The organism is Dethiosulfatibacter sp., from assembly GCF_983023055.1.
Map to the genome: position 1 here is coordinate 1 of NZ_CEZJXU010000306.1, position 3,196 is coordinate 3,196.

Genomic DNA, 3,196 nt, shown 5'->3' on the forward strand with positions numbered 1-3,196 from the left:
TGAGAGTTGTCAGGGAAACTGTATTTAACAGGTTTGGAATTATGCTTGAACCTGAGGTAAGGATTATTGGAGAAGAATTCTAGGAGGACTTGATTATCTATGAAACTATACAGTGATTATCACATTCATTCAAAGTATTCAAAAAACGGTCATTGTAAAAGTGAACTGGAAGAAATAGTTAAAGCTGCTATTGACAAGGGACTTAAGGAAATAGCAGTGTCTGACCATGGAATTAAACATTTCATTTATGGAACAAGCGAGAAAAACATAATAAAGGCAAGAAAAGAAATCGATATATTGAGGGAGAAATATCCTGAAATAAATATAAAGCTAGGAATAGAAGCAAACCTGATATCCTATAACGGAGACACGGATATTACGCAAGTGGTAGTTGACAATTGCGATATCATACAGGTTGGAATACACTTTGGTGTATTGTTCAAGGGATTATGGGGAAATATCAGGTTTTTTAAGTTCAATTTCATTGGAAGGTTCATTAAACCACTAAGGGAATATATGACTGGAATCAATACGGAAGCATTGATAAGAGCAATGGACAAATATGATATAGATATAATCACGCATCCTGGAGACAAGGTTACAGTAGATATTGAAAGACTGGCAAAAGCAGCGGAAAGAACAAATACCGCACTTGAAATAAATAATTCACACAGACATTTGAGTGTTGAAGAAATAAAGATAGCATCAAAATACAAGGTTGATTTTTATATAGGATCAGACGCCCATGTTTGCGAAGCAATTGGGGAGTTTACTGATTCATATGATAGAATAAAAAAAGCAGGTTTGAAAATTGACAGAATAATCAATCTGGAGGTATGAAATGAGATTTGTTATAATAACGGGTATGTCTGGAGCAGGCAGAAGTCTTGCAGCAAAGGCATTTGAGGATATGAATTACTACTGTATGGATAACCTTCCACCTTCTCTTCTTCCTGAGTTTGCAAAGCTTTGTAGAGAGTCGTCGAAGACAATTGAAAGAGTTGCTGTAGTAGTGGATATAAGAGGTGGGGTGTTTTTCAAGGACCTTTTTGAAAGTCTTGATACCCTTCAGAATGAAGGAATAGATTACGAGATTGTATTCCTGGACGCAACAGATGAGGTTCTCGTGAAACGATTTAAGGAGCACAGGAGACCTCATCCTGTCAACCCTACGGGAAGGATAATCGAGGGGATAAACACTGAAAGGGCAATGTTGAGGGAGATAAAGGACAAATCGGACTATATTCTAGACACCTCAAGTTTCACCAATGCAGTGCTTAAGGAAGAACTCAATGAGATTTTCCTAAGGGGAAATATCCAGAAAAACATTACGATATCAATTGTTTCCTTTGGTTTCAAGAAGGGAATACCAGTTGACTGCGACCTTATTTTTGATGTAAGATTTTTACCTAACCCTCACTATATTGAAGAACTGCAGCCCCTTAATGGAAATGACAAAGAAGTGCAGAACTATGTAATGGACTTTGAGCAGAGCAAGGTATTCCTTGAGAAGCTTGAAGATATGATGAAGTTTTTGATTCCACATTATCAGAAGGAAGGAAAGACTCAGCTGGTAATAGGAATAGGTTGTACTGGTGGAAAACACAGGTCTGTAACGATTGCGAATCTTCTGGGAGACAGGATAGGTTCTGAAAACTATAGAACAGTCATTACTCACAGAGATGTATATAAGTAAGAGGTGGAAGTGAAAAATTCATTGGAGAAAAATGACCTGACTAAAGGGTCCATTACAGGAGCTTTGTTCAAGCTGGCAATACCTGTCATGGGAACTTCCTTCATACAAATGGCATATAATATGATTGACATGATATGGATAGGAAGGCTTGGAAGTTCAGCTGTGGCTTCTGTTGGAACGGCTGGGTTTTATCTTTGGATGGCATTTGGATTTTTAGTGCTTTCAAAAATAGGAGCACAGATTAATGTAGCACAAAGTTTTGGTAGAAATGATATTGGAGCAGTCAAAAGATACAGCGGTGCAGGTCTTCAAGGAGCAGTTATTACTGGAATTTTATACTGCCTTGCCATGTATGCTTTTAAAACAAAACTTATAGATTTTTTTAATATTGATGATGTTGAAGTTAACAAGAACGCTGTCGAATATCTGCAGATTGTAGTGTTTGGACTTTTTTTTATGTTTATTAATGAAGTAGTGTCAGGCATAATAATTGGAAGTGGGAAAAGTAGTTTTCCGTTCAAGGTTAATGCGGCAGGACTCATTACGAATATTGTACTCGACCCTATATTGATTTTCGGTATGGGACCCTTTAGTGCAATGGGAGTAAGCGGCGCAGCAGTGGCAACAGTAACATCACAGTTGGTTGTAACAATATGTTATGGAGTTTTCATAGCAAGGGATAAGAATCATTTCTTAAGGTTTTCCATCTTCAAAAGGTTTTATTATAAGGAGATAAAGGAAAATATAAGGATAGGATTGCCTGTAAGTGTGCAGAGCATTCTTTTTACATTTTTTTCGATGTATATAGCAAGGATTGTATCAGTATGGGGCCCTGTAGCTGTTGCTATTCAAAGGGTAGGTGGACAGATAGAATCCGTTTCCTGGAGAACGGCAGATGGATTTTCTTCGGCATTGTGCTCCTTTATCGGACAGAACTATGGTGCAGATAATAGAGAGAGAGTTAAAAAAGGATATATTACAGCCTTGAGACTCATGTCAATATTTGGATTCTTTACATCTGTACTGCTTATAGTTTTTGCGGAACAAATCATAACTCTGTTCATACCTGAAACTGGAGCAATTATTATTGGAACAGAATATCTTAAGATACTTGGACTTTCGCAACTTTTCATGTGTTTGGAGATAACCTCATCAGGGGCCTTTGCAGGAATGGGTAAAACAAAGCCGCCAGCATTGATAGGTATATTGTTAAACTTAGCAAGAATTCCTCTTGCTATTGCTTTGTCTAAAACTGTATTGGGACTTAATGGTGTCTGGTGGAGTATATGTATAACAAGCATACTTAAGGGTATAATTTTAACGGCATGGTTTTTGATGAATAATCGAAACTATTGGAATCGTTGAATTAATAGAATGTAGTTTTAAAAATTTCATTGATAGTACAAATTATTTTGAAAGGAGAATATACTGAAATCAATGATTTCTAGTATATAAGGTTTATATGGCTAATTTATGGAGTGGAAGGTTTGAAAAAAGCAT

General features: G+C 36.6%; 3 protein-coding genes. All 3 read left to right on the forward strand.

Features of this window, described 5'->3' with window-relative positions; genetic code table 11:
* Nucleotides 1-99 precede the first annotated feature (99 nt).
* Genes AC3AX0_RS10055 through AC3AX0_RS10065 form a run of 3 tightly spaced genes read left to right on the forward strand, consistent with a single transcriptional unit; the run spans nt 100 to nt 3,061 of the window.
* On the forward strand, nt 100-840 hold the full coding sequence (locus tag AC3AX0_RS10055; RefSeq protein ID WP_487550158.1) for a PHP domain-containing protein: 741 nt from the start codon (nt 100-102) through the stop codon (nt 838-840).
* Between the two features lies 1 nt (nt 841).
* Nucleotides 842-1,696 (forward strand): RNase adapter RapZ, encoded by an 855-nt coding sequence (gene rapZ / locus AC3AX0_RS10060; RefSeq protein ID WP_487550159.1) that lies wholly within the window; start codon nt 842-844, stop codon nt 1,694-1,696.
* Nucleotides 1,697-1,705: 9 nt separating this feature from the next.
* Nucleotides 1,706-3,061 carry an MATE family efflux transporter gene (locus AC3AX0_RS10065; RefSeq protein ID WP_487550160.1) on the forward strand — a complete coding sequence of 452 codons (1,356 nt, stop codon included), beginning with the start codon at nt 1,706-1,708 and terminating at the stop codon, nt 3,059-3,061.
* Nucleotides 3,062-3,196: the final 135 nt, after the last annotated feature.